Raw genomic sequence first — 25721 nt, forward strand, 5'->3', positions numbered from 1 at the left:
CTCAAATTATTGAACCGCCGTATACGGAACCGTACGTACGGTGGTGTGAGAGGGTCGAACGAATCAAAATTCCGATTCGTTCACTCTACTCGATTTACACCATGTTTATAAAAACAGCTAAAACTGGGCGAGTGTTTTTACAAGTGTTGCATGGAGGACACAGTTTTTCTTTATTTTGAAATAATATGTAATCGTATTGTAATCTTCGTAACTGTTTGAATATGGTATAACTGTTATTAACAGCAGAAAGGGGTTGTCCTATGCGATTCATTACACGAACCATTGCTTTTTTGATGGTCGGTATACTTCTATGTATACATGCAACAATTGAAGTTCGCGCAGAAACAAGTCAGGAAAGCTTACATAAAGTTCAAAAGGAATTATTACAAAATAAGGAAGATATTCAGCAAAAAGAGAAGGAGAAGACATCCTTAAATAAAGAAATTAAAACATTGCAACAAGAATGGAAGTCACTTCAAACTGAGATTTCAAACAATGAAAAAGAATTAAACAAAATTGAAAGTAAAATAAAGGAAACAAATAAAGAAATTGAAAAGAAAAAAGAGGAAATTGTTAAACTAGAAGATGAAGTTCTAGCTAGAGAATCGATCATTTCCAAACGGATGATTGCCTATCAGGAAAAAAGTCGTACTAATTTGATCATTGATACATTATTAAGTTCTGAGGGCATTGGAGATTTTTTTAACCGTGTAAATGCTGTCACACTTGTATTAGATGCCGATCAAGATATATTAACACAGCAACAACAAGATCTTGAGCAAATTGAAAAAGATAAACAGAAAATTGCCGAACAAGAAGCGATTTTGAAAGAAAATCAAGGAGCTTTAGCGGTCACACATGAAAAATTGGAAGGGATTTTAGAAAAACGTCAAGAAACGATCAAAAGTCTTCAATCAAAATACGCGTTGATTGAAAAAGATATTGACCAATCCAAAAAAAATGATGCCAATCTACAATCACAGATTAAACAAATGGAAAGTAAAATAAAAGAAGAACAAAAGGCGGCAAAAGAAAGAGCCGAAAGAATTGAATCTGAGACGGCAGTTGAAACAACTCCAAATGTAGTCAGTCAAAGTCAAGGTCCAGTAGAAGGAAAAGAATTATACGTGACGGCAACAGCCTATAGTCATGAAGAAAATGGTTCAGTCACAGCTTTAGGATATAATATTAAGAAAAACCCAAATATGAAATTAATCGCAGTCGACCCATCAGTCATTCCATTAGGGAAAAGAGTATGGGTGGAAGGGTATGGAGAGGCGATTGCAGGGGACACAGGTGGAGCAATCAAAGGCCATAAAATCGACGTTTTAATGCCAAACAAAAAAGCAGCAAATGCGTGGGGACGGAGAACGGTTAAAATTATAATATTAAATTAAAGGAAGGCTCCAAAGTGCTAAGCACGAATTGGAGCCTTTTTAACATTAAGAAAGAATAAACTGCAAAAATCCGTACGCCGATGGACGAGGCGCTTTCGCATTTGTTCATTATTCTATTGTTAAAACATCACTGTAGATCGTTAAATAATCTACTTTTGGTAAGGAATCGAAGTTTTGTAATAATATACTTTTGTTGTAATCGACAATAAATCTAGAATAATGATCTTCTTGGTCAATTTCCGTTGAGTTTGGTGTTGGAGATGCTTCGTCAATTTTATAGATTTCTCCTCGAATTACGTTAATTTCTAAATCTTTTTTAGCAAATAAACCACCATTAATAAAGAACAAAGAACCAACACCGTATAATTCAGCATTACTTTCTGTATAAAAGAAGGCTTTTAATGGTGTGATGGCTTCATTTTCATGTGGTATATAGTCCTGTGCGTCTTTGGTCTCTTTTGGATGATGAAAATTATTGAACTCATTTACCCGAGTAATTAAAAGCTTGTCCCTTGATAGGAGGATTAACTGTTTTTTTATTTGTCCTCTTGGTAGACCCTTAATATTTAAGTTAGAAACCGTTGCCTTTCCTTGTGTATAAATGACAGCATCGAATTCAATTGAATCATTTTCTTTTCGGTCGCCACCATCCCCTTCATCGTCTGAATCACCGCGTATGGTTAAGTCTTCTACAGATAATAAAGTTCCAGCAATTTGGGTATCATCATTATTATGGGAAATCAATTTCATTTCGCCTGTTGAATACATATCACCAGAAAAATTTAGAGATTGTGAGTTTTCTAGTATGATGGTACCCGAACTGACAAGATCAGTCTCAATCGTTAGATTCCCTTTATTATTGAACTCCAATTTCTCTCCAGAATATAGATTTGATAAAGATTGAATGTTCATCATTCCTATATTTTTAATGAATACTTTCCCTTTACTCGCAATCGATCCGTTTATTTTCATCGTTTTTTTATTCTCAATTCTAATTTCATCTTCAGAAAAAATAGCCTCCATCGATAAGGATCCTTCCTCTGTGTTGATCACCTTGATTGATTTTGCTTTTACTTTTCCTTGCACAGTAAATTGGCCGTGATTATTAATGATTTCCACTTTACCATCAACGATTAGATTGTCTACACTCATATTTTGGTTTGCCACAATGGTGAGGTCGCCACCTATTTCAACATTTTTGAAGTGTGAAGGTGAATTCGTATTTGTGATCGTTAAATCTCCCGTTTGTTTTATATGTGAACCATGTAATGAATGGACAATAGCCTTTCCTTTCTCATCGTAAGTCCAGTATTTCCCGTCCACAATTTTATCAGTAAGGAATTCTTCATGTTCTGGATATTCTATAGTCGGAAAATCTTCCATGGTAAATAAATTTACCTTGCCTTCGATTTTTTTCTTTTCCTCTTCAAACGCCTCATCGAAGTGAACTTCTTGATACTGACTGTCATTTTTTAAATATGGTATTCTTTGTTTATAAAAATGATCCGCTTTTAAAACATGATAGATTTTATCGGCTTTAAAATCGTTAGCATAAAGGTCCCCTATGACAGAGGGGTAGGGAGTTTTGATTGTGCTCGGATCATCTTCCGCATCGTTTGGTAAGAAATATTTGGCTTCTTCTTGAATATGTAGATTATTTGCGAATACGTTTCCAGCAATATTAGGTGAGCCGTTTAAAGAAAGAATCCCTTTTTCTGATCCTACTGCATACTTTAAAAAGCTTGGAAGAGGGGAGATAATCAATCGTTTTTTCGCAGTGCGGTCAATTTTACCTTTCCCTTCTTCAGTTTTGGTTGTGACGGAAATTTCAAATACACGTGTAAGTGTTTCCGATGGTTTTACTTCTTTATAATTAGTTGTTACATCTTTATATTCGATACGTTCAATTCCGTTTTCGGAGAGATATTCATTTTTGATAGAATCAAGAATCTCTCGAATTTTATTAGAAACAGTTGCTGTTCGTAAATTCTCAATTTCATAGTCTTCAACTCGAAGATGACGTGATAAGTCGGCTGTGATCTGGTCAAGTACTTTCACCGCTTCATATGTCGTATTGACTTCGGCTTCTCGAATCGAGGTACGTTTCGAGCCACCGATCGTAGCGGCAACGATAGCCATTCCGATCGTCATAAAGATTACAGAGATTAAGAGAACAAGTATTAAGGTATTCCCATTTTCAGTCATTATCCATTTTTTCATTAAAATCCGAACTCGCTTTCTAATGTTAATGATTGATCTGTTTTTCCAGGCTGGCTCATGTTGTTTGTTAACTTAATAATGCCACTTGAACATTTTTCATCCTTTTTGTTTTCATTTGGACAAAAAAATTCTAAAGTCGAACCTGTGAAATCAGACTCTGTTTCCAAAATTTGATCATTCATTTTATATGAGGTTTTTCCATTCTCTTCAATTATTTCAATTCGAGTTTCCTCAGCAGTTATTTCTTCTTTTTCTACCTCATAATATTTCAAGGAATCCTTTTCTACTGGAGCAAGTGTTGTCCTTTCGGATTGGATTATTTTTATGCAATTTTTCCCGCATTTTTCCACATAATTAAATGGTTCTGAATAAAATTCATTCATCACTAAAGTAACGACATAGTCTGCATCATCACGAAACTGAACTTCTGTTGATTGTTTTACATATATTTTTTGCCCCGTCACCAATACACCCCAAATAATCGGAGCTAGGATGGCGAATATCGTGATGGCTGCCAGTATTTCCACGAGTGTTAATCCATGTTTATCGTAGATCTTCGCTTTTAATCGTGCCATCAAGTGTAGTTGCTTTTTCATTTTCATTTTCATTTCCCTCCCATTCCACCTTCACTTGGATCGGCATATAATAATTTGGATCTTGATCCTGATTGAAATGCTTGTCGGGATGGGGGTAAATGGAAACTTTATATGAGACATTATTAATCCGAATATTTTCACATTTACCTAATGAATCTGATTCTAAAAGACTATACTTTTTATCACAAATAGCAAGTCGATAACTTTCATTATGACGATCGGCGCTGATATTTGATTGAAGGAAATAACCTCGTACTTTAATAAAATCTTGCTTTTCCATAAACATTAAGGCATTTCTCGCCACATTTATGGCCACCGTTTTATTTTCATTCATGACTTTGTATTTGCCTGAATGATAAAAGAAGTTCATGACGCTTAATAAAATCATCGATAAGATGGTGACCGAAAGCAATAATTCAATGAGTGTGAAACCTTTTTGGTTTTTTAGGACAATTTTTGACAATCGAATCCTTTTCCCTTCTTTTAAAATTCTTTGTTTTATTATACAATAGTTTATAGTTCTATTTTCATAAAAAATAGATAAAAAGGTTAAAATATCCTATTATTTGAGGCGTAGAAATGACAAAAATTATAACTTTACTATTATCAATATTCCTTATTATCCCGATATTGTATTTAATTCCTTTGAGCTTATCGGTAAAAGGGAGGATGGTTATTACAAGTGTGACGGTTTTTATCGTTTTGATGGGATTTTTTACCCAGCTGATTTTACCACTTTGGCAAGTGTTCATCATTTTAATTATTCTCCTCTGTTTGTCAGCTTATTTTCTTAATAAATATGGTGCAAAATGGTTATTTGAACAAACAAGCGATGAGGAAATAGTGGAGGAAATTGGAAATCCCGCCCACAATACAAAACCTGTTATGCCTAATGATCATAAGGAAGCCATAATTCCTCCAACAAAACATTCAAAGACTATGGATGGAATAGCAGCTGGGATACAGGAAGATGACCATGTGGAACAACAGGAAAAGCTTACTGACGAATTACATCCGATAGAAGAGTCTTCTAGAGTAGATTCAGAAAAGATAGATGAAGAGGAAGTAAATAGAGTAGAAGATTACATCGCCCCTTTGAAGGAACAAGTAGTAACAAAGGAAGAGGATCAGTTGTTAGAGGAATTTTTCGATCATGATGTTGGTGGAATAAATGAATGGGATATGCTTGAGAAATTAGATGAAAACATTCCGGTAGGATCAAGTGGTCATCAACAAAAAGCGGATGAAGATTCGTATAATATTGAAGAATTATTTTCGGAAGAGTTATTGTACATAAATGATGAGGGTGAACCATTAGATAAGTCCAAACATGAATCAAATGTAGTAGAGGAGGAAGAACCACTCATTCTTGATGGAGAAATTCATGTGCCAAGCGAATCTTCTACACTAGCGGAAATGACAGGAAATACAGAAGATTGCTACAACGAGAAGAATGAGAAAGAAACGAGTGATCCAATCGAACGAGTTGAGGATGAGGATCAGGATCAGGATGAAGTGGTTAAGTCCCTTAGTCCACTCCCACAAGATCAAGAGGGGTACGATATTGAAAGTGAAACTCAAAAAAAAGAAGTCAAAGACGAAGAAGAGGAAAATTACGAATATTTGGGACAGGATGAAACCATCCCAACGGAAATATATAAACTTGAACAGGCTCATCTAGAGAATATAGAAGACAATCTAGAGGAGAAAGATATTAGGGTTGAACCCGTTTTTTCACAAAATGAAATGAATGAACAGGGGGGAAGAGCTACGCAGCTTGAATTTATTGATGAGAAAATGGAAGAACAAATAGAGGACAAAGAAGTGGAAATAGTAGCAGACGTAGAGGAGAGAATGATAAAAGAAGAAAAGAAAGTGATCCATCATGAATTATTAACCTCGATGCTTTTGCAAATAGAAATGAAAAAACAATTACTTCCGCGATCGGATTATGAGGCGATGATCAAGTCCCACCTTCATACGAATTTACATGATCGAGATTATTTTATTTTTGCAAAAGTGTTACTCGCTTCCTATATGGAATCAGAAAATGAAGCTGAATTTCGCACTTTTACTCATGAGTTAGAAGAGAAATTTCGTACATATCCATTTATTATGAAAGAGATTGCGACCTTTAGGTTATTATTCATGAAAATAATGGATGATAAACAATAATTTTTGAATTTATCTAGTAAAGTATACTTATGATCAAAAAGGAAGAATGATATACTTTTGTCATGAATATAAAGACAGGTGAGGTATGAAAAATGAAAAAATCAGCGGAAATTAAAGGATTGCCCATTATAAGTATTATGGATGGAATTGAAATTGGGCGTGTAAAATCGTTAGTGATTAATCCGGACCAAGGAAGTGTCGACTTTTTCACAGTCGAGCATGAAGAATGGCAATATAGTGGAAAAGCGATCCCATTTCGGAAAGTAGTCGGAATTGGGGAATATGCCTTAACAGTAGAAAATGAGAATGCTGTAATTGATTTAAATGAAATTCCAATTGCAAATGATCTTTTTAATAAAAAAACAAAGATTGAAAATACAAGATTAATGACGAGAAAAGGGCAGTTAATCGGAGAGGCGAAAGAGTACTATATCGATGAGCAATCAGGGAAAATTGTTTCTATAGAAGTACAAATGAAAGAAGAGAAAGTATTATTGGAAACTGAATATGTTGTGACATACGGAAAGGATATTATCATCGTGGCGGAACAGGCGACGGAACATTTAGTAGGGACAAATATAACTGAAATGGAAAAGGATTTTAATAAGAGCCTTGAAGAAATTGAACGGAAACAAGATCAATTATTAGTGGGAAAAACGGTTGTAAAAGATATACAAGATCGTCATGGTGAAATCATTATCGCAAAAGATGCCGTTCTCACGGAAGAAAGTGTAAGAAAAGCAAGATTGGCGGGTCCGGAAATATTTATCGAATTATCCATGAATATTATTGAATAATCCATTTGGGGGCGTCTAAATTGAAGGATATACAGTTCATTAAAGTGTTTATAAGTATGGTCTTATTAACCACCTATTTCATAACCTTTTCACACTACGGCGCCTTCGCTTATGAAAAGGTATTTCTATCAAGTTCAACATTTGCAGAGGGGACGAAAATAGGTCCTGTTGATGTATCGGAAAAAACAAAACCGATGTCTTTGAAAATATTAAACAATCAAATTGATAAATGGAAGCAAGAAGCGAAGTTAAGCTTTCAATATGTTGAGAAACATGAAGAAATGGATGTGTCGATGATTGAAATAAGAAAGAAAGATTCCGTTGCAAAAGCGGTTTCAGGTGAAACCAATCCTTTAATGGCCGATGTTTCCGAAAAACAATTAAAGTCCATGATTGCTTTTTCTTTTCCACAACTAGACCTTAATACATTTGATTTACAAAGTTTGCAGAAGGATCTAGCAGATATTGGTTCTTATTTACAAAAAGGAGAAACCGTCATCGATTTAACTTTGTATTTAAAGGAGCAAAAGAAGCGGGATATTGTGGCAGAGAGATTATTTAAACATCAAGTAGGCCCAGACCTACAAGATTTTATCCATAAGCATTCGTCCATTAAAGTAACTGCAAATGCTGTTTTCTCCTTTAATGAATGGATCGAAAAAACAGGATTTCGCTCGTTGGAGGAGGATGATTTAAACCTATTATCCACTTCCTTGTTCCAGATCATTATGCAGTCAAATTTTTTAATTTTGGAAAAAAACCAGAGTGAGAGTTTACCAGGAAATATCGAGCTTGGAACAGAAGCAAAGGTCCAACCAGAGAAAAATCTGAATTTTTCCTTTATGAATCCAAATGATCAAGAATACATAATTGAAATGAAAATGGTGAATGGAAAATTATATATGGCATTAAAAGGGATCCCCTTTGCCTATCAATATAAAATGATACTGAAAAATAAAGAAACGATCGCACCAAAAGTTGTCGTAAGGTATTCACCATCCCTTCCGTTTAATGAGATGAAAGTGAAGACTTCTGGAAAAAAGGGGTTACTTATACAAGTGTATAGAGTGGCTTCTGAACTAAATGATAAATATAAGGAAGAAAAAATTTCTGAGGATTTTTATCCACCCGTTCACCGAGTAGAAATTCATAGCTCGTTAAAGCCACCTGAGCCAAAGCAAGTAGAGGAAGAGGACTCAAAAGAAAGTACACAACAACCCAAATCTGATCAGCTAAACAAGAATGAACCAAATGAAGGTCAAAAGGATAACGAAACTAAAGCAGAAAATAAACAGCAAGCATCTTAATGTGTATTAGAGTTCGTTTGAAGATGGAAAGAATTATGAACAAAGTGGAGGAAGAATGTAAAGACCAAGAACAAAAAATTCGTCTTGGCATCTTCCCCTCCTTATGTATAGAAAAAAGGTGATTTGATTTGCGAAAACCACGGAAACGACTTGGAGATTTACTCATTGAATCTGGACTTATTTCTGATGATCAGTTACAAAAGGCATTAGCGGAAAAAGGAGAAGACCAAAAGCTTGGGGATGCTCTTCTACAAAGGGGTTATATTACAGAACAACAACTGATAGAAGTATTAGAATTTCAGCTAGGGATTCCTCATATAAGTTTATACCGTTACCCATTTGATCCAACATTATTTCATCTTATCCCGAAAGAAGTGGCAAAGCGACATTTAATCATTCCTTTAAAAAAGGAAGAAAACCGCTTATTCGTGGCGATGTCCGACCCCATGGATTATTTTGCGATCGAAGATTTACGTCTATCTACTGGTTTTCAGATTGAGACAGCGATTGCGACAAAAGATGATATTGTCCGGTCTATTAATAAATATTATGAGATCGATGCGGGGTTAGAGGAGTTTTTTGTTGAGGCAAAATCTGATCAACCGAAAAATGAAGCGGTTGTAGATGATGATTCACCAATCGTGAAATTAGTGAATCAAATTTTAGCCAATGCCGTTGCTCAAAAGGCAAGTGATATTCATATCGATCCTCATGAAACAAAAGTATTGATTCGCATACGAGTAGATGGCCTCTTGCAAACGGAAAGACAGCTGCCAAAGTATATGCAAAATATGCTGATTGCTCGTGTGAAAATTTTAGCGAATTTAGATATTACTGAACATCGTGTACCTCAAGATGGGCGTTTTAAAGCAACAGTTGATTTACGCCCCATTGATTTACGTGTTTCATCATTGCCGACTGTATACGGGGAAAAGATTGTCATGCGTTTACTTGATATGAGCAGTTCTTTAAATGATCTTCAACAATTAGGTTTTAATCAAGTAAATTTAAAGCGGTTTGAAAGTATGATCAAGCGGCCAAACGGAATTGTCTTGATTACAGGGCCAACAGGATCAGGGAAATCTTCTACGTTATATGCAACACTAAACCGATTAAACCAAGAAGAAGTGAATATTATTACGGTGGAAGATCCGGTGGAATATCAAGTAGAAGGAGTCAATCAAATACAAGTTTATCCTAATGTTGGATTAACGTTCGCAGCAGGATTAAGATCAATTCTCCGTCAAGACCCGAATATTATTATGGTAGGGGAAATTCGCGATAAGGAGACGGTTGAAATTGCTGTCCGCGCATCTTTAACCGGGCATTTAGTGTTAAGTACAATCCATACGAATGATTCCTTAAGCACGATTACACGATTAATGGATATGGGAGTTGAGCCATTTTTAATCGCCTCCTCAATCAATGGAATTGTTGCCCAACGGCTCGTGCGTAAAGTTTGTCGTGATTGTGCCCATAGAGAATCAGCTTCGAAACGAGAAATTGAGATTTTTGCTAGACGAGGAATTAAGATTGATCATGTAGTTCGTGGAAAAGGCTGTTCCTCTTGCAATATGACAGGATATAAAGGGCGACTTGCCATCCATGAAGTACTAGATTTGAGCGATGAAATCAAAAACCTCATTTTAAATGATGAACCATTTTCAAGGTTAAGAGAAGAAGCCAGAAGACAAAAGACGATTTTTCTTTTAGATGACGGTTTATTAAAAGTGAAGCAAGGACTAACTACGACAGAAGAAGTACTTCGCGTAGCGTTAATGGAGTAGGTAAAAATGAGAGAAAAGATAGATCATATATTATGTACTGCCTTTGAATTAAAGGCATCTGATATTCATTTAACCGTCGGGTCACCACCTATTTTTCGTATCCATGGAGATTTAAAGCGATATGGAAAAGAAATATTATGTCCAGATGATACGGAAGCGATGGCGAAAACAATTGTTCCAAAACATTCCTGGAATACGTTTAAAGACCAGGGAGAGCTCGACTTTTCTTATGGGATTGCAGGTGTATCGCGTTTTCGTGTGAACGCTTTTCATCAGAGGTCATGTATTTCTTTGGCGATCCGCGTCATCCCAACGAAAATTCCCACTATTGAGGAGTTATCATTGCCACCCATTTTGAAGCAAATAGCTAATAAGCCACATGGACTTGTGATTGTAACAGGACCAACAGGAAGTGGGAAATCAACAACACTTGCGAGCATGATCGATTACTTAAATCAAAATATCCCGAAGCATGTGATTACACTTGAAGACCCGATTGAATATTTACATAAACATGGGACATGTATTATCGATCAGCGGGAAATTGGATATGATACGAAGAATTTTGCGAGAGGGTTGCGAAGTGCTTTAAGGCAAGACCCTGATGTCATTCTCGTTGGGGAGATGCGTGATTTAGAAACCATTCAAACGGCGATCACAGCAGCAGAAACCGGACATTTAGTGTTAGCTACATTACACACTTCAAGTGCTCCTGCAACAATTGAACGAATCATCGATGTATTTCCAGCTGAACAGCAGCCACAAATCCGTACCCAATTGGCGACTGTCCTTGCTGCGGTCATTTCTCAGCGATTATTCCCAACAACCGATAAAAAAGGGAGAAGAGCTGCGATTGAAATTTTGCTTCATTCACCCGCCGTTGCAAATTTAATTCGCTCTGATAAAGTTCATCAAATCGTGAATATTATGCAAACATCGAAGCAACAAGGAATGCAGCTTATGGCAGATCATGTACGTGATTTATATGAAAAAGGTGTAGTCGTAAAAGAAACGATCGTACCATATCTCCGAGAAAGGGAGATGCTAAATGGCTCGGTTTAAATATACTGGACGGGATCGCAAAGGAAAAAAAACAGGAATAGTCACCGCTGATTCCCGAAAAGAGGCGATCCAAAAACTACAAAAAACGGGAGTTCGTGTCATTGATGTTCAACAGCTTCCTGAAACATTGTTTACAAAAGATATTATGATCGGCAACCCTGTGAAATTAGCGCATCTCGTTATTTTTTTACGGCAATTTTCTACGCTCATTCAAGCAGGTGTAACGATTATCGATGCCACCGTGATTCTATCCGAACAAACGGAAAGTAAAGCTTTACGTAAGGCACTTGTAAATATTCAACAAGAATTAAGAGATGGGATTCACCTTTCTGATGCCTGTGAAAAGCAAAAGAAAGTATTTGAACCGCTTTTTATTAATATGTTAAGGGCAGGGGAAGCGACAGGAAATTTAGATGAAACATTAGATGAGATGGCGACCCATTATGAAAAACAGCATCGTACAAAGCAAAAAGTGAAAGCTGCGATGTCATACCCTGCGGTCGTTGGGGTGATTGCGATCGGGGTCGTCATCTTTCTCCTCGTTTCCGTCGTTCCTACTTTTGTTGATATGTTTAACGATTTCGGCGGAGAATTGCCGGCAATCACAAAATTTGTCATTGGAGCTAGTAACTGGATGCAACAATATTGGTATTTTGTCATTGGGCTCATTCTCCTCTTTTTTGGTGGAATCTGGGCGCTCAAACAACGGAAAGAAACGAAATATTATGTAGATTTGGTTGTATTAAGAACTCCAATATTTGGAAAAATAGCTCAAAAGGCTGTGCTGGCGAGAATGACGCGGACCCTTAGTTCCTTGTTTTCTAACTCTGTCCCGATTTTACAAGCGATGACCATCGTTGAGAATGTCGTAGAAAATGAAATTATCGCCCGAGTCATTCATAAGTCAAAAGATTCATTAGAAAGTGGTGGCTCCTTAACAGAGCCGATGAAAAAACATTGGGCCTTTCCACCTTTAGTTTCTCATATGATCGCTATAGGAGAGGAAACAGGCTCTCTCGATACGATGCTTTCGAAAGTGGCCGATTTTTATGAAAGTGAAGTAGAGGCCTCAACAGATCAGCTTAAATCATTAATCGAGCCATTAATGATCGTGTTACTAGCAGGACTCGTCGGGACAATCGTTACATCTATCCTTGTACCTATGTTCGAAATCTTTAATACAGTCCAAACCTCCTGAAAAAATTGTAAAAAATGTAGAAATTTTGGTTGATTTTTTGGATGTAAAATATTAACATAGCATTATAGTTATTTTATACTAATACTTTTTTAGGGGGAAAAGGCGTGCTACAAAAAATGAAAACAAGATTAAAAGAGCAGAAAGGGTTAACATTAATCGAGCTATTAGCCGTAATTGTGATTTTGGCAATTATTGCAGCGATTGCGATCCCGGCGATAGGGAAGCTAATTGATAACACTAAAAAGGACGCTATAATTTCCAATGCACAACAAATGGAAAGTGCAGCAAAAACGTATATTAGTGCTGAGAGAAACTTTAAAATTCCTGGGGATATAACGTTAGATGAATTAATTAATAAAGGTTATTTAGATGAATTTGATGACCCAGATACAAAGCAGGCTTATACAAATGAACAGAAGCAAAACTCAAAAGTCGTAGTTTCAAAGAACACAACAACTAATAACACTGAGTATAAAGTAGTTTTAAAAGGTGAGCGTGGTATCGATACAGCTACAAAAGCATCTGCAATTACCAGAGGAGAAATTAAATAAAATTATTTATGAAAACCCTAATCTTCCTATACGCTCTCCTCTTCGGCTCATTCTTTAATGTCGTGGGCCTGCGGGTTCCGTTAAAACAGTCGATTGTAAAGCCAAGGAGTGCCTGTCCCCATTGTGGGCATCAGTTGACAGGGTGGGAGTTGATCCCTGTCTTATCGTACTTAATACAAGGGGGGAAATGCCGTGTATGTCGTGCACGGGTTTCCCCAATTTATCCTTTAACAGAGCTGGGAACGGCACTGTTATTTTTATATGCGTATCAAACTTTCGGCTTCACATTTGAATTTGTCATCGCTATTACGTTCCTTTCAATGATGATCATCATTACGGTATCTGATCTTGCTTATATGATCATTCCTGATAAAGTGCTATTATTTTTTAGCCTTGTCTTTATTGCGGAACGTTTGTATGTACCTTTAAACCCATGGTGGGACTCGATTGTCGGGGCTCTTGTTGGGTTTCTGCTATTATTGGCGATTGCCATCGTCAGTCGCGGCGGAATGGGCGGAGGAGACATTAAATTATTTGCTGTCATTGGCTTTGTCATGGGATGGAAAAACGTATTGCTCACATTTTTCTTAGCTTGTGCAATTGGAGCTGTCATCGGGTTGATCTTAATGGCTTTTGGAATTGTGAAAAAAGGAAAACCAATTCCTTTTGGTCCTTTTATTACGTTGGCGGCGATCATCGTCTATTTGTATGGTGATCCTATTTTTTCTTGGTATTTTACATTTTTTGATCGATGAGAAATGGAATTGACATCTAGTTAAAAAGGGGAAGATAGAATGGCTTTTCGACTATTTTCTAAAGTAAATAAAACAGCCAATCTTATTTTTACTGATTATGCCATTCGTTTCGTTGAAATGAAGCAAACAAGTCCTATGATCGTTCAACAATATGAGGAAAGGATTCTTCCATCTGGCTTGATCGAAAAAGGGTCCATTATCGATTATGAAGGCTTACTTGAAATCGTAGAAAATTGTGTGACGGATTGGAAGATTAAAAACCGGCCTGTACGCTTTAATGTACAGGACGACTATATTACCGTCCGAACGGAAACTCTTACAGAAGATTTAGAGGATGATGAGATCGAAAGCTACTTATTTTTACAAATTGGGAAGACGATTCATCTTCCATTCGAGGATCCTGTGTTTGATTCGGTCGTTGTCGGTGAGAAAGATGGAAAAAAAGAAGTACTATTAATCGCAGCTCCAGAAGAAGAAGTTCGGCAATATCAAAATTTACTAGAAGATGCCAAACTAAAACCTATTGCAGCTGATATCGATGCCCTTTGTTTGTATCGCTTATTTACCTTAAAAAATTTAACAAATCCAAAAGAGCATGAAATGGTATTACATATAAAGAAACGGACTTTAACGGCATCGATTTACAATGATCATCAACTAGCATTTATGAAACCTATTTTTTTCGGTGAGAAAGAAACAGTAGATGGTCAAATTTCAGAAGGAGCGTTTCTAGAAGATGCCCTAAATGAATGTCAAAATGTCGTCAATTTCTATGAAAATTCATTGCACAAAGGCCAAGTGCATATTGAGAAAATCTTTATTAGTGGAGAACATGAAAGACGAACCTTTATAGAAGACTATATCGAAAAATCGTTTGAGATGAAAATCATCAAGCAGGATGAAATGGTCGTAAAGGATAAAGACGGACGGGCGGTACCGGAAATCTATCATCCAGCAGTTGGATTGGGATTGAAAGAGGTGTAACGCGGTGTTAGTTGATATTAATCTATTACCGGAAAAAGAAACGAGAAGTAAAAGCGTTCTATATATTCTTTTGGTCCTCATTTTACTCGCGATCATCCTTGTGGTTACGAACTTTATTTTAATCCAAACAAAAAAAAGTGATTTAGCACTGCTTGAGTCTAAAATCAAAACGGCGGAACAACTACGAACGGCATTGGAGTCAAGCGTCGAAAATGATGAAAGTGAAAATAGTGTGGAGAAACTGAATGAAGCAGTTGAGTGGGCTGAATCAAAAAGAATTCGAACAGTTCCTGTATTACAACATTTAATTGAATTATTACCAAAACGGGGTTTTTTTCGGTCATTTTCTTACACATCGACAGAGAATTTAAAGCTTGAGGTACAATTTGATGTCAATAGAGAAGCGGCGTTTTATTTGATTGAACTTCAATCTTCCAAATGGATTCAATCTGTTCGACTTTTGTCTGTTTCAACAGATGAACTTGTGAAAGAAGGAGAAAAGTCAAACGATGATATGAAAATAAAGAAAGATTTGCCGAGATATATTGCCGAATATGAAATTTCATTAAAGGATACCAACATTAAAAAAGACGAAATGAAGACAGTCGATACAGTCGATAAAGAGCGAGGAGAAGATCAGCCATGAGTTTTTTTCAAGAGAAACGGAATATATGGATTCTCTCCTTAGCGATTCTTTTACTAATTGGAATCATAATGATTACATATATATTTTATTATCGCCCTGTTACCGAAGATATAAATAGAAAAGAAAAGCAATTGCAGTCTGAGGAGAAATTAATTGAAGTGTTGGAAAAGAACGATCGTTCGTCCACAACTCAAAATCGAGTGGTGACAAGCAATTTACAACAAAAAATACCAGTGAAGCCGATGACCGATAAGCTGTTATTAGATTTGGAAAAAGTTGAATTGATGTCCCATTGTTTGATTGAATCGATGGATTTTAAAGATGATGAAACGTCTGATGAAACGGGAATAGACGGAGCAGAGGAAAAAGGGAAGTCCCGGCCGGCTGAGATTAAAGAACTGACAGCGGAGTTAACCGTTATTTCTCCCGGATATTTTGAAATGCAGGAATTTTTATCTGGATTGGAACAACAAATCCGTACAATAAAAATTGAGGAAATCATTTTTGATGTCCCAGATGAAGCGACGAAACTAAAAGGAGAAGGAAAAGAGTTCACTTTCAATGTGACGATTCAGACGTACTATATGCCAAACCTAGTTGATTTATTAAAAGATTTGCCGAAAATCGATACACCTGGTCCAGCTAATAAGAAATCCCCCTTCGTGATTGTTGGGGATTAAATGAATAGGGAAGGCATCGTCTATGAATGAAAAAGGCTTTACTCATCCCTCCATCAGAGGCAACTTACGCAGTCACTGATCAAAAGGGAAAAATTACCGCGATCTGTTTAAAAGGAATGACAAAAAAACTTTGCTCCTATCAGAAAGGAAATGCCACCATCGAAGGGCCTGTTCCCATTCGGAAATTAATAAAAGAAAATATTACGGACAATTAAAAAATTTGACGAAAACCTTTCAGAACGAGACGACAAAAGTCTTGTTCTTTTTTATTTTCACTATGCTAGTATTAGCGAATGGAATAGAAGGTTAATTGGAATCGGGGAATACATGGCTAAGGACTTTCTAGCTTCCTTTTAAATATGAATATGGAAGAAGGGAGATATATTATGGACAAGCAGACGAAAAAATCAACGGTCAAAATTAAAATCGATGGGAAGGAACAAAAATTTGAAGATGATCTGCTTGTACATCATTGGAGTGGACAAGAAATGGCAGCTGCCGCAGAGAAAGATCAAAAGGAAGAAGATGACTTTGATTGGGTATTGCCTGATGAAGAAGCAGTCACTAAAAAAGAGGAGTTTCAACCGATGTATTATGTTCCAAAGCCAAAGCGAAAGAAACTCATGCTTCCAGGGAATTCTGGTAAAAGTATCGCTTCGATCATGTTTTCAATTGTAAGTGCGATGGTGATTGGAATCTCATTAGGATATGGAATCATTCATTTTATGCAGAAGGAAGATACCCCTAATTCCCAACCTACAAATCAAATGCTTCAAGAAAATGAGGGGAAGGATAGTAAAGCGGCTACTTCACCTCCAGAACAAAAGAAAGGGAGAGAGATTACCTTACCAGAATTGTCTACAAATATCGTTCAAGGTGGAGTATTTGGCGAGGAGGATGCTGCTAAAAAAGTGAAACAGTCGATTGCGGCGAAAGAGGTACCAGTTGAAATCGTCAATCAGGACGGAAATCAATTATTAGTTTTAGGGACAAGCAATGAATTGGGTACGGCTAAACTTTTAGGGGAAAAATTGAAAAAGAAAGATATGGATGTCTATGCAAAAAGCCTATCCATTTCTGGAACCGCATCCGAATTTTCGAAAAAAGATGAAGCCTTATTAACAGAAATGCTCGCATTATTTGATCAATCCTCAAAAGAAAGTATGGATATTCTTTTAAACAAAGAGGTAGACGATTCTACTATCGCTTCACTGCGAAAGAAAATCGAAAAACAAAAGACTAACAATGAGAAAATGATCCAATTACAAACCGCCCTATTACAAGCAACAAAGGAAATCGAGTCATTCCAACAGACGAAAGATATCAAAAATGGCGAAAAGGCACAGGGATATTTATTAAAATTCATGAAAATCTATTCAAAATAAAAGGTGAACCTGTATCGAGTGAGATGCAGGTTTTTTGTTGGTTTTGGAGTAGCGCAAATATTTAAGGGAAATAATCAAATCCTTTCGGTAAATGGTCAAACCTGAAAAAGAGGCCCTAGACATAGGAAAGTTTCCCCAGCCAATCGGTCAGATTTTCATCCTATTCTAAAGTTCAAGAATCATTCGTTCAAAAACCAAAGCATTTTCTGTAGAACATTGTAACTTAGTAACAAATTTGGTAAGATGATGATGGTGTATCTCCCTATTCAGATGAAGGAAAGGTGAATGATTGATTTTGGCAAACATCATATTATCCTCTACCTCCCCGAGAAGAAAACAACTCCTTGAACAAATAAATCTCCCTTTTACCATTCAAACAACCCAAGTGAATGAATCTTATCCGAAACATTTATCACCTAAAGAAGTGGTGATGTATTTAGCGAATAAGAAGGCAGAAGCGATTTCAAGTAAACAAGAAGATGCTTTTGTCATCGGTGCAGATACGATTGTCGTTTTCGAGAATGAAATTTTAGGTAAGCCTGAATCAAGTGAAGAAGCAAGGCAAGTTTTAAAGAAATTATCAGGGAATACCCATTCTGTCTATACGGGTGTGTCTATCCATTACAAACGAGAAAAAGAGATCTTTTATGAAAAAACTTTAGTTACTTTTTGGGAGTTAACGAATGAGGAAATCGAAGGCTATCTACATAGCGGTGAGCCTTTTGATAAAGCTGGTTCTTATGGAATTCAAGGAATAGGGGCCGCATTTGTAAGAAAAATTGACGGTGATTATTTTTCTGTCGTTGGCTTACCAGTAGCAAAAGTATATCGACAATTAAGAAGGATGGGCTATGTAGGGCCTCCGTTTTCCTTCTCGTCCTAAAAAAGAAGGGAGAGAAGAAATGACTAAGGAATCGTTTATGATTCGGGATGTCCCTCAAAAGGACCGACCCCGTGAACGAATGACCCAACACGGACCAGAAAGTTTGTCCAATCACGAGTTATTAGCGATTATTATACAAACAGGAACGAAAAATGAATCGGTCCTCCAATTAGCCAATCGCCTCTTAAATCACTTCGATGGGCTAAGGTTGTTGCAGACCGCCTCTTTTGAAGAGATGACCTCTATTAAAGGAATTGGAAAAGCAAAGGCCGTGCAAATTATGGCGGCAGTTGAATTAGGAAGGCGCATCAGCAACTTAAAATATGATGATCGTTATGTCATCCGCTCCCCAGAAGATGGCGCGAATTATATTATGAATGATATGCGCTTCTTATCTCAGGAACACTTCGTATGTCTTTACCTCAATACCAAAAATCAAGTTATCCACAAACAAACCATTTTTATCGGCAGTCTAAACGCATCCATCGTGCATCCACGTGAGGTTGTGCGCCCATAAGGGGATTTAGAAAATCTGTTCTAGCAAAGCAGTAGGGAATATCGCAATCTTTACCCTATCATCAGCCAACTTATCCGTAAGGGAAACCGAGCGGGGAGTGTAGCATGTTGGAAAAGCCATAAGTTGTCTAGTTACCAAGGCACGACTGCATGGCGAGATGAAAATTCATAGACAAGGATGAAAGCTGAATTGCTTGAATGATAGCTCAAGGTGGATTACGGGAACCTTCAGCGGGAGGTAACGATATACGCTGTGCGAAATGTGCATGTTTCTTAAAACACTTCGAGGAACATGAAGCGATACCATTTCGACCAACTTCTATATGGAAGAAACGAGTGAAAGTCACATCCGAAACTATGAAGTGCTATGTTTCTAAATGTCTAAATGGGGATTGCCTAAGTCAGAACGCTGTCAACACAGCTATGCATAATACCAAATAAGGTGATAAATTTCAAGCTGAAAAGCAAGAAAGATGATGCTGAATATCTGATATGGCAACGGAGCTCTCGTAGTAGTCCGAGATAGGGAAAGCCTATTACATGGCGAAGGGGAGCAGTTTATCTCGTTTAATACAAAATTGGAAGGAGCGTGAGGCTCTGAGAAATCCAAAAGTAGTATTAAGCAATCTAACTACCAAAGCAAAAGTCGAAGCATAATGATGACCTAGAAATTCTTCGAGCATACAATGCGGAAATTGAAGGATTATATAATTATTATCGACTAGCAAGCAATGTACATGTTCTTCAAACATTCCGACAAACCATGATATACAGCATGATTATTATGCCAAATATAAAAGCACCGTTAGTAAAATTATTACAAAATACGGGATAAACAGGGAAATTGGTATATGATATATAACGAAGGACGTTCCTAAAATTTCCTTTTTTACGGAACAACGAATGGAAAAAACTCGGAAATCCAAAAACAGTCAGTCGATATAATTGAAAATACGTTACTTTACGGTGGCAGAACAAGTCTCATCGAGCGCCTTTTTAGCCCAAAAGTGTGAGTGGTGTGGTGCAGAAAATGTTCCATTGGAAATGCATCATGTTAATAAATTCAAGAACTTGAAAGGTAAGAAACGATGGGAGCAAATTATGATTGCGAGAAATCGCAAGTCGATTGCCATGTGTGTGAAATGCGATTATGACTTACGCAATGGAAAGTTAGATTGATAAATGGAAAGCCGTATACTCTGAGAGGGGTACGTACGGTTTGGAGGGGAGTTCTTGGAAACCTACTTAGGCAACTAAGCAAGGCGCTGAGTACTTACCCTACTTCAAAGAAGCTTTCCGCCGCTCTGCCGCCTCCATTATATGTGCACATAATCACCCATCTGGTGTGCGCCTGCAAGGTGCGTAATTTTAGTGTTTCTTTAGAAACTAGAACTCCTTACAATGTTCTATGGTCAGCATCTTACCTTGAGGGGAAACCTATAGAGGGAACAGAGCATGATGTGAAAAGGAGAAAAGACGACAAAGCTATCTAATGTCGAGTCAGTTCTTCAGACCAAGTGATGTATGGTAAAAGCTAAACTGCTTGAATCCTAGACGAATGAGCGATGGGTGCGCCATTGTCTACGGTAGCTTATAGGCAATGAGGACAAAATGGGAGACATATCGCCAGAATGTCTACGGGTATCTCCAGAGCCCATACCATAGTAAGGTTTGTCCTTCAATCCTCAACTAGAGGAAACCGTCGAAAGGGATACCTAACCATCACGTATCTAAAATTATGTCATAATGCAGGGATTACCTAAGTGCAAGTGCCTATTGGCTATTAGACATAAGTCTATGAAATTGGATATGGTAACGGAGTCTCCATAGTACCCAACGTTTGCTTGTAATGAGCTTAGCAGGGGGAAGGGAGACAGGTTGATGTTAACGTTAACTAGAGAGGAGTCATGAATATGACAACAAATCCATTTCGACAGTTAGACGTTATAAGGAATGCTTCTCAAAAAGGAAACATCATTACGGATTGTTATCGTCTCATGTATAACAAAGAGTTGTGGATTAAAGCATATGCAAAACTATATCCAAATGCAGGAGATTTAAAAAAGGGTACAACTGATGAAACAAAAGATGGTTTCAGTTTACAGAAAATAGATGACATCATCGAGCAATTAAAAGCTGGAACATTTCGCTTTGCACCTGTAAAAAGGGTTTATATCCCAAAATCTAATGGGAAAAAGAGACCTTTAGGAGTTCCTAACTTTAAAGATAAGATGGTACAGGAAGTTATGAGAATGATACTGGAGAATGTATATGAACCAGTATTCTCAGACAATTCCCATGGATTTAGGGAGGGCAGAAGTTGTCATACAGCACTTTCCCAAATCAAAAATACTTGGAAAGGTCTGACATGGTGTATTGTAGGAGATATTAGGGGTTTCTTCGATCATATTGACCATACTGTACTAATCAAACTTATCTCTATGAAAATCAATGACCGTCGTTTCCTGCTTCTTATTCATAATGCGCTTACTAGTGGTGTCATGGAAAATTGGACATATCAGAAAACATACAGCGGTACGCCACAAGGAGGTATTATCTCACCTATCTTAGCTAATATCTACCTCCATGAGTTTGACTTGTTCATGGAAAAACAAATAGAGGAATTTGATATAGGAAAGGTTAGGGCGAGCAATGTCAGCTACAAAAAAATCCGTGGGAAAATTTATACTTTATCTCGGAAAATCAAGAGACTTGATGAGAAAAACGGGCATACAAAATGGGAAAGACGAGAGGATATAGTTCTTACTATCCAAGAACTCAAAAGAAAACAAATAGAACCCCCATCAGTTGACCCAATGGATAATTATGATCAAAGAATGAAATATGTCCGTTATGCCGATGATTTTGTAATCGGAATTGCTGGTTCTAAGGAAAGCGCATTATATATAAAGGAAATGATTAAAACTTTTCTTGAAAAGGAGCTCCACCTTGACCTAAGTGAAGAAAAAACGCTCATCACTCATTTGGAACATCCTATACCCTTTCTTGGATATGAGTTTCGAAGATGGGATGAGATAAAGGTCAAAAGAGTCAGGTATCAAAACCAAAAGCATTCATTGAAAAAGCGAACACGATCAGGTGCAATAAAGTTAGAAATCCCTGAAAAGAAAATCAAAGAATTTGCAATGAAAAATGGATATGGAAATTTAGTCACCTTTAAAATAATACACAGAGCAAAATTAATTCACAATTCGGAGCTAGAAATATTGTATATCTATAACGCTGAGCTAATAGGAATTGCAAACTACTACAAGTTGGCGAATAACTATCATCATCTAGACAAGTTATTCTATCTAGCAGAAAGTAGTTTTATCAAAACCATTGCTAATAAACGAAGAAGTACTTCTATGAAGGTTGCATCTAGCATGAGAACTTACAAACAAGGTGTTCTGTGTTTAGCTAGGAAGGACAGACAAGGTAACGAAAGACTTCATCAATTTGTCAAACTAAAGGACTTACCTAAGCATAAAGGTGCAATTAAAGCAGATTCACCTGAAATAGATAGATTAACAAACACCATGAAATACTCAAGTAGAACAGAATTTGAACAGCGTTTATTAGCAAACAAATGCGAAGCGTGTGGTACAACAGAAGGTCAGATGGAGGTTCATCATGTCCGTAAGTTAAAGACTTGAAGAAAAAGAAACACTTAACATTTTGGACAAGAAAATGATAGAACGCAATAGAAAAACCATTGTCCTATGTTACAAATGCCATCATGACCACCATGAGAAGCAAATTCTGATTAGTCAACTGGCGAGCCGTATACGCTGAAAGGTGTACGTACGGTTCTGAGGGGGGAATTGTGAAACCTGATTTGGAGACAGAGTAAGGCGCATGGTTCCTACCCTACGACCCCGGTCCAAGCAGAGAGGACATTGAGGTGACAAAACGCTTAGTGGAGTGCGGCAAGATTATTGGAATTGATATTTTAGATCACTTGATCATCGGGGATAACAAATACGTAAGTTTAAAAGAAAAAGGCTACTTATAATGCTAGGATTTTCTTTTTTATTACGTTATAATATAATTTATGATTTTTACTAACTAATGTTTTTTTTGCCAATATGAAATCGACACTTAATAACGTGAAATGAGCAATACAATAATTGATGAAATTACGTAATTTGTATCAGAAAGGGAGATACACCATGTTTGGAATTGGGACTAAAGATCTTGGAATTGACTTGGGGACAGCAAACACACTTGTGTATGCAAAGGGGAAAGGTGTTGTATTGCGTGAACCTTCAGTTGTCGCATTACAAACCGATACGAAACAAATTGTCGCGGTAGGAAATGACGCCAGAAATATGATTGGTCGTACACCAGGGAATATTGTCGCGACTCGTCCGATGAAGGATGGAGTTATTGCTGATTATGAAACGACTGCAACGATGATGAAATATTATATTAAGCAAGCCACGAAGTCAAAAGGATTATTTGCGCGCAAGCCTTATGTAATGGTTTGTGTTCCTTCGGGGATCACAGCTGTTGAGGAACGTGCAGTAAAGGATGCAACTCGTCAAGCAGGTGCTAGGGATGCCTTTACAATTGAAGAACCATTTGCAGCGGCTATTGGGGCCAATCTACCAGTTTGGGAACCGACTGGAAGCATGGTCGTCGATATCGGTGGAGGAACAACAGAGGTGGCGATTATATCCCTTGGAGGAATTGTGACAAGTCAATCTTTACGTATTGCCGGGGATGAGTTGGATGATGCCATTGTTGCTTATATTCGTAAGCAATATAATCTCTTGATTGGGGACCGCACTTCAGAGGCAATCAAAATGGAAATTGGATCTGCAAGTGAGCCGGAAGAGAAAGAATCAATGGACATTCGTGGACGAGATCTTTTAACGGGACTACCTAAAACAATTGAAATTACAGCTGAGGAAATAAGTAAAGCACTGAAAGACACCGTATTTGCGATTGTGGATACAGTGAAAAGTACACTAGAAAAGACACCACCGGAACTAGCAGCTGATATTATGGATCGTGGGATCATTTTGACTGGCGGGGGCGCTCTTTTAAGAAATATTGACAAAGTGATCAGTGATGAAACGAATATGCCAGTAATTATTGCGGAAGATCCGCTTGATTGTGTTGCAATCGGAACAGGAAAAGCATTAGATCATATCCATTTATTTAAGAATAAAGTGAAATAACCATCAGTAGGAGCCTCCTCGCTGGTGGTTCCTTTCATGGGGGTTCGACAAATAGACGATTATGCAAACGGATCTTTTAAAAAAACAAAAGTTTGAATGATAGAGGTGGACGTGATGCCACAATTTTTTATGAATAAACGATTGATTATTATGCTCGTCAGCATTATTGTTGTTGTGGCATTGATTGGTTTTTCCATTCGTGATCGAGAAAACATATCTTGGCCAGAGCAATTTGTAAAAGATATCGTCGGTTTGGGGCAAGTGGCCGTTTCTACGCCTGCAAATGCTGTCTCTAACTTTTTTAAAGACTTAAAAAATTTGCAAAATACATATAAAGAGAATGAAAAATTAAAAGAACATTTAAATAGAATGACTCAAGTTGAAAGTGATGTAAACCGTTTAGAAAAAGATAATAAGGAATTGCGGGCATTATTAGACAAGAAGGAAAGCTTAGCTGATTATAACCCAGAGCAGGCCACTGTCATCAGTCGAAATCCTGATCGTTGGTTTGACGTCTTTACGATTAATAAAGGGAGATCTAATGGAATCCAACCGGACATGGCTGTAATGACGTCAAAAGGTTTAATTGGGAAAGTGAAAAATGTGTCTAAATTTACAGCAACCGTGGAAATGTTAAGTGCAAATGACCCGAAAAATAGGGTTTCTGCGATTATTCAAGATAAGAAAAAAAATCTGTACGGACTCATCGAAGGTTATGATAAAGAAAATGGTTATTTATTAATGAAAGTGAAACCTACCGAAGGGAAAATGAAAAAAGGAAAAAGCGTAACGACATCTGGTTTAGGCGGAGTGTTTCCTGATGGATTGGCTATTGGGAAAGTCGTTAAGTTAGAGCCTGATCATTTCGGCCTTACTCAAATAGCCTATATTAAACCGTCCGCTGATTTTTATGACTTTGAGCATGTAGTTGTGGCTAAAAGAGGGATGCCTGTCGTAAAAGATACGGAAGAAAAAGAAAGACAGCAAGTCGTAGTGGAGGAGGAAGGCTTGTGAAAAAAATCCTTCTTCCCTTACTGATGGCAGCTTGTTTTTTTAGTGAAACCGTCTTTATGGAATGGTTCCCGGGGAATTCCTTTGATGGCAAATGGATATTCTCACCTCGCTTTTTCCTAATTGCCCTTTTGATATTAACCATCTTTTTTAAACGATCAACTGCAATGAAGTATGGATTTATTTTTGGTTTTTTATATGATCTTTATTACACAGAAATCCTTGGTGTATATATGCTTTTCTTCCCATTCCTTGTATATATTACGTCGAAGTTAATGAAAATGTTGCATAACAATTTATGGGTGGTTGCGCTTGTTGTCTTATTTGACTTGGCTTTATTAGAAGTAGTGATTTACGAGTTAAATGTGATTGTTCAAAGAACTTCGATGTCATTTACTCATTTTTTGAGTCATCGTTTATGGCCGACTCTTGTATTAAATTGGCTTTTTTATATTCTTTTTTCATTTGCATTAAAATGGAGTTTTGAAAAATTAAGAAAACATTTGTTGGATGAATAATCATTTTTAGAAATGAATTCTTTCAGCACGTTAAGAGGAAAATGGACGATGTTTGTCGAATTAATGT

General features: G+C 37.0%; 21 protein-coding genes and 5 pseudogenes. 23 read left to right on the top strand and 3 right to left on the bottom strand.

Going from position 1 to position 25721, the window contains the following annotated elements; translation table 11 throughout:
- Positions 1–260: 260 nt before the first annotated feature.
- Positions 261–1397, top strand: coding sequence for a 3D domain-containing protein (locus J2S13_RS04515; RefSeq protein WP_307256521.1), 1137 nt, complete (start codon positions 261–263; stop codon positions 1395–1397).
- Between the two features lie 108 nt (positions 1398–1505).
- Here the strand turns inward: J2S13_RS04515 and J2S13_RS04520 are convergent, their stop codons facing one another.
- Genes J2S13_RS04520 through J2S13_RS04530 form a run of 3 tightly spaced genes read right to left on the bottom strand, consistent with a single transcriptional unit; the run spans position 1506 to position 4676 of the window.
- Positions 1506–3617: a hypothetical protein gene (locus J2S13_RS04520; protein ID WP_307256522.1), complete on the bottom strand. Its 2112-nt coding sequence runs from the start codon at positions 3615–3617 to the stop codon at positions 1506–1508.
- Complete coding sequence (locus tag J2S13_RS04525; RefSeq protein ID WP_307256523.1) at positions 3617–4219, bottom strand: PulJ/GspJ family protein; 603 nt, start codon at positions 4217–4219, stop codon at positions 3617–3619. Before J2S13_RS04525 ends, J2S13_RS04520 begins: the two co-directional genes overlap by 1 nt.
- On the bottom strand, positions 4161–4676 hold the full coding sequence (locus J2S13_RS04530; RefSeq protein WP_307256524.1) for a PilW family protein: 516 nt from the start codon (positions 4674–4676) through the stop codon (positions 4161–4163). The genes J2S13_RS04525 and J2S13_RS04530 overlap by 59 nt, the downstream gene beginning before the upstream one ends.
- A 116-nt stretch (positions 4677–4792) precedes the next feature.
- On the opposite strand from J2S13_RS04530, the gene J2S13_RS04535 reads away from it, so the two are divergent.
- The 22 genes and pseudogenes from J2S13_RS04535 (at position 4793) to mreD (ending at position 25654) form a co-directional block, all read left to right on the top strand.
- Positions 4793–6388 carry a hypothetical protein gene (locus J2S13_RS04535; protein ID WP_307256525.1) on the top strand — a complete coding sequence of 532 codons (1596 nt, stop codon included), beginning with the start codon at positions 4793–4795 and terminating at the stop codon, positions 6386–6388.
- A 92-nt stretch (positions 6389–6480) separates the two neighbouring features.
- Positions 6481–7185: a PRC-barrel domain-containing protein gene (locus tag J2S13_RS04540; RefSeq protein ID WP_307256526.1), complete on the top strand. Its 705-nt coding sequence runs from the start codon at positions 6481–6483 to the stop codon at positions 7183–7185.
- Between the two features lie 20 nt (positions 7186–7205).
- Entirely contained in the window at positions 7206–8492 is a 1287-nt protein-coding gene (locus tag J2S13_RS04545) for a G5 domain-containing protein (protein WP_307256527.1), read from the top strand.
- Between the two features lie 128 nt (positions 8493–8620).
- Positions 8621–10279: a GspE/PulE family protein gene (locus J2S13_RS04550; RefSeq protein WP_307256528.1), complete on the top strand. Its 1659-nt coding sequence runs from the start codon at positions 8621–8623 to the stop codon at positions 10277–10279.
- A gap of 6 nt (positions 10280–10285) precedes the next feature.
- Positions 10286–11341, top strand: a complete 1056-nt coding sequence (locus tag J2S13_RS04555) for a type IV pilus twitching motility protein PilT (protein WP_307256529.1) — start codon at positions 10286–10288, stop codon at positions 11339–11341.
- A complete protein-coding gene (locus J2S13_RS04560; RefSeq protein ID WP_307256530.1) occupies positions 11328–12539 on the top strand; it encodes a type II secretion system F family protein in 1212 nt (403 codons plus the stop codon). The genes J2S13_RS04555 and J2S13_RS04560 overlap by 14 nt, the downstream gene beginning before the upstream one ends.
- Before the next feature lie 104 nt (positions 12540–12643).
- Positions 12644–13090, top strand: coding sequence for a prepilin-type N-terminal cleavage/methylation domain-containing protein (locus J2S13_RS04565; protein WP_307256531.1), 447 nt, complete (start codon positions 12644–12646; stop codon positions 13088–13090).
- An 8-nt stretch (positions 13091–13098) separates the two neighbouring features.
- A complete protein-coding gene (locus J2S13_RS04570; RefSeq protein ID WP_307256532.1) occupies positions 13099–13845 on the top strand; it encodes a prepilin peptidase in 747 nt (248 codons plus the stop codon).
- A gap of 39 nt (positions 13846–13884) precedes the next feature.
- Complete coding sequence (gene pilM / locus J2S13_RS04575; RefSeq protein WP_307256533.1) at positions 13885–14829, top strand: type IV pilus biogenesis protein PilM; 945 nt, start codon at positions 13885–13887, stop codon at positions 14827–14829.
- Positions 14830–14833: 4 nt separating this feature from the next.
- Positions 14834–15475, top strand: coding sequence for a PilN family protein (locus J2S13_RS04580; RefSeq protein WP_307256534.1), 642 nt, complete (start codon positions 14834–14836; stop codon positions 15473–15475).
- Positions 15472–16155: a hypothetical protein gene (locus J2S13_RS04585; RefSeq protein ID WP_307256535.1), complete on the top strand. Its 684-nt coding sequence runs from the start codon at positions 15472–15474 to the stop codon at positions 16153–16155. The genes J2S13_RS04580 and J2S13_RS04585 overlap by 4 nt, the downstream gene beginning before the upstream one ends.
- Positions 16156–16181: 26 nt before the next feature.
- The gene (locus J2S13_RS04590) at positions 16182–16370 is read left to right on the top strand and encodes a hypothetical protein (RefSeq protein ID WP_307256536.1); all 189 of its coding nucleotides are present in this window, start codon (positions 16182–16184) and stop codon (positions 16368–16370) included.
- Positions 16371–16541: 171 nt separating this feature from the next.
- Positions 16542–17540: a hypothetical protein gene (locus J2S13_RS04595; RefSeq protein WP_307256537.1), complete on the top strand. Its 999-nt coding sequence runs from the start codon at positions 16542–16544 to the stop codon at positions 17538–17540.
- A gap of 295 nt (positions 17541–17835) precedes the next feature.
- Positions 17836–18423: a Maf family protein gene (locus J2S13_RS04600; RefSeq protein ID WP_307256538.1), complete on the top strand. Its 588-nt coding sequence runs from the start codon at positions 17836–17838 to the stop codon at positions 18421–18423.
- Between the two features lie 19 nt (positions 18424–18442).
- Positions 18443–18934, top strand: a pseudogene (radC, locus tag J2S13_RS04605) (RadC family protein); the annotation flags it as partial.
- 663 nt (positions 18935–19597) lie between these two features.
- A pseudogene (locus J2S13_RS16870) lies at positions 19598–20118 on the top strand (HNH endonuclease); the annotation flags it as partial.
- Between the two features lie 103 nt (positions 20119–20221).
- Positions 20222–20305, top strand: a pseudogene (locus tag J2S13_RS04615) (JAB domain-containing protein); the annotation flags it as partial.
- Between the two features lie 547 nt (positions 20306–20852).
- Positions 20853–22734, top strand: a pseudogene (locus J2S13_RS04620) (reverse transcriptase/maturase family protein).
- Positions 22735–22813: 79 nt separating this feature from the next.
- Positions 22814–22954: pseudogene (locus J2S13_RS04625) on the top strand (JAB domain-containing protein); the annotation flags it as partial.
- 157 nt (positions 22955–23111) lie between these two features.
- Complete coding sequence (locus J2S13_RS04630) at positions 23112–24125, top strand: rod shape-determining protein (RefSeq protein ID WP_307256539.1); 1014 nt, start codon at positions 23112–23114, stop codon at positions 24123–24125.
- A 114-nt stretch (positions 24126–24239) separates the two neighbouring features.
- Positions 24240–25139, top strand: coding sequence for a rod shape-determining protein MreC (gene mreC / locus J2S13_RS04635; RefSeq protein ID WP_307256540.1), 900 nt, complete (start codon positions 24240–24242; stop codon positions 25137–25139).
- Positions 25136–25654 (top strand): rod shape-determining protein MreD, encoded by a 519-nt coding sequence (gene mreD / locus J2S13_RS04640; RefSeq protein WP_307256541.1) that lies wholly within the window; start codon positions 25136–25138, stop codon positions 25652–25654. Before mreC ends, mreD begins: the two co-directional genes overlap by 4 nt.
- Positions 25655–25721 lie beyond the last annotated feature (67 nt).

It is taken from the genome of Oikeobacillus pervagus (genome assembly GCF_030813365.1).
Classification (GTDB): domain Bacteria; phylum Bacillota; class Bacilli; order Bacillales; family DSM-23947; genus Oikeobacillus; species Oikeobacillus pervagus.